General features: G+C 40.9%; 4 protein-coding genes. 1 reads left to right on the top strand and 3 read right to left on the bottom strand.

Annotated elements, in window-relative coordinates; genetic code table 11:
- Window positions 1-40: 40 nt before the first annotated feature.
- The 3 genes from GTGU_RS13035 to GTGU_RS13025 all read right to left on the bottom strand — a co-directional run bounded on the left by GTGU_RS13035 (window position 41) and on the right by GTGU_RS13025 (window position 1,444).
- A complete protein-coding gene (locus GTGU_RS13035; RefSeq protein ID WP_156964147.1) occupies window positions 41-379 on the bottom strand; it encodes a hypothetical protein in 339 nt (112 codons plus the stop codon).
- A 330-nt stretch (window positions 380-709) separates the two neighbouring features.
- The gene (locus tag GTGU_RS13030) at window positions 710-934 is read right to left on the bottom strand and encodes a hypothetical protein (RefSeq protein ID WP_038157746.1); all 225 of its coding nucleotides are present in this window, start codon (window positions 932-934) and stop codon (window positions 710-712) included.
- Window positions 935-1,213: 279 nt separating this feature from the next.
- The gene (locus GTGU_RS13025) at window positions 1,214-1,444 is read right to left on the bottom strand and encodes a hypothetical protein (protein ID WP_051857341.1); all 231 of its coding nucleotides are present in this window, start codon (window positions 1,442-1,444) and stop codon (window positions 1,214-1,216) included.
- Between the two features lie 405 nt (window positions 1,445-1,849).
- Here GTGU_RS13025 and GTGU_RS24675 point away from each other — a divergent pair.
- Window positions 1,850-1,992, top strand: a 143-nt coding sequence (locus tag GTGU_RS24675; protein ID WP_193133825.1) for a transposase, incomplete at its 3' end; no start/stop codon positions are given.

The following is a 1,992-nucleotide window of genomic DNA, read 5'->3' as shown; positions in this document are numbered from 1 at the left end:
TCATGTTTATCTCCATTATTTTTGTTTTTAATAAATGTAATTAATGGATTAACTCAGGAGCATTATCTTTGCTGGCTGGTGCATTAAGTTGGGATTTTAAATCATTGTGCAGTCGCATCATTCTAATCAGATACTCAGGTACGGAATCCATCTTTAACATCTCACACGCAGCAGCAAGAGAAGAGTCGTACGCGCCTGTTCTTGAGTCAATGAAGAATGAAACACCTTTGTTGATAGCGGCGCTATTGCTTTCTTTCATTCTTTCAAGGAGTACGCCAATAACGACAGGAACATTATTAGCTTCACAAAGCTTATAAAGTTCTTCCATTGCCACTTCTATTTTATTCCGAACTTCTGGGCTAATAATTAAATCTTTCATTTTATTCTCCATCATTTTCAGCATGAGTGATGCCACATTTGTTAAAACGTTATTGTTTAGTGATTGAACTATTTATAATTTAAATCATTTCGTGTTAAAAACGTTAGCTAAACTCCGATTCTGGTATTTTATTTATCACATTATAAGTCGTGATTTATAAATTGCGTCCTGTGTGTTCGTTTTTTATTGACATGTATGTTATCTGGAATTATATTTTATTTGAGCAAGCTAGAAGTAAGAATGCAGCTCATAAAATATACCCGCCACCCCATTAAGCCAGTGTTCGCGCTGGCTTTTTTTTATTTTGCGAAGTATATCTATAGGCTTCAGTTAATATTTAAATTTATCCGTGCGCGGCATATCTGATGGGGCAAGGTCAAAAAGGATTTCTGCCACACACCCGGAAAAGAGAGAAATTACTTCAAAGGTATTCAGCCGTGTGTCGCTGCATGAAACACTGTGTGCCCAGCCGCCAACTTCAACATTAAGCTTATTTTCTACTACAATGTCATATCTGAAATTCATAAGAACTTGTTTCAGCGTGCCGCGTATCATCTCCTCAACGAGCTTATTGCTTACGCCTCTCGGCGCCTGGTACCACGAAACCCTTACGGTTACCGTCTGTATGCTTTGCGCAGAAACAAGTTTGCAATAACGTCATAACCAGCACCAACGAATAGCCGTGCTGTTTTATATGCAGCTTTATCTTTTACGAATGACATATATCACCCCACTGAAATTTAGTTGCACGATTCACCACTAGAGATGGCATGATTTAAATTACTTATTAATTAACTTAATTCTGCTTCGATACTTTTCAGTGAGTCATGTGCTTTAATTGTATTTCCTCCTGTGGGATGGGGCTGCCTTTTCATTTTTTGCTAACTCTTCGATATATGCGTAAGCTATTTCACTAGTTTTATCGAAAGAGCGAATAATGCAGGTTAATGCACAATCAGTTTCCTCATTCATTTCTTCTGTGTTTATATAAATCATTTCCAGTAGCGTAGTGCCTTCTGAAATCTGAGCAACAATGTCATGAAGCATATTTAAAGGTGTTTTCATCTCATGCATCATTCCTGGTAAGTTGCCGACCTGTCAGCAACCAGATAACGCTGGTGTTGAACGCTTTAGCCAGTTTGTCGAAAGCTTCATCATTGGGATAGGCTTTTCCTGATTTCCTACTGACGTATCGCCCTCGGATAGATGTGCGGCGTTCTCCAGTTCTTCATGGGGCATTCTGCGGGATACGCGGGAATCACGGATACGCTTGCTGACGCCGGACATGTCCACGCCTTGCATAATCTTGACGGGGGTCAGTGGCGCTTCGGTAAGTGCTAACCTGCGAATATTTCGCACGTGATTGTGAGCTGCCTCGGTAGACTGGCCCCATGAATCTCCAGCCAGTTGGTATCACTTAAGTTAGTGATAGTCTTAATACTAGTTTTTAGACTAGTCGTTGGAGTCCGGATGATTGATGTTTTAGGTCCAGAGAAACGCAGACGGCGCAGCGTTCAGGAAAAAATCGCCATTGTTCAGCAGAGCTTTGAACCCGGTATGACTGTGTCTCTGGTTGCCCGGCAGCATGGTGTTGCTGCCAGTCAGCTGTTCCT

It is taken from the genome of Trabulsiella guamensis ATCC 49490 (assembly GCF_000734965.1).
GTDB classification, from domain to species: Bacteria; Pseudomonadota; Gammaproteobacteria; order Enterobacterales; family Enterobacteriaceae; genus Trabulsiella; species Trabulsiella guamensis.
Note: the sequence above shows the minus strand (reverse complement) of the source record. Positions and strands in the feature narration are given on the sequence as shown.

What these genes read in the sequence shown, in the direction of transcription:
- GTGU_RS13030 (WP_038157746.1), bottom strand. Translation starts at nt 934, where the DNA reads ATGATACGCGGCACGCTGAAACAAGTTCTTATGAATTTCAGATATGAC.
- GTGU_RS13035 (WP_156964147.1), bottom strand. Translation starts at nt 379, where the DNA reads ATGAAAGATTTAATTATTAGCCCAGAAGTTCGGAATAAAATAGAAGTG.
- GTGU_RS13025 (WP_051857341.1), bottom strand. Translation starts at nt 1,444, where the DNA reads ATGAAAACACCTTTAAATATGCTTCATGACATTGTTGCTCAGATTTCA.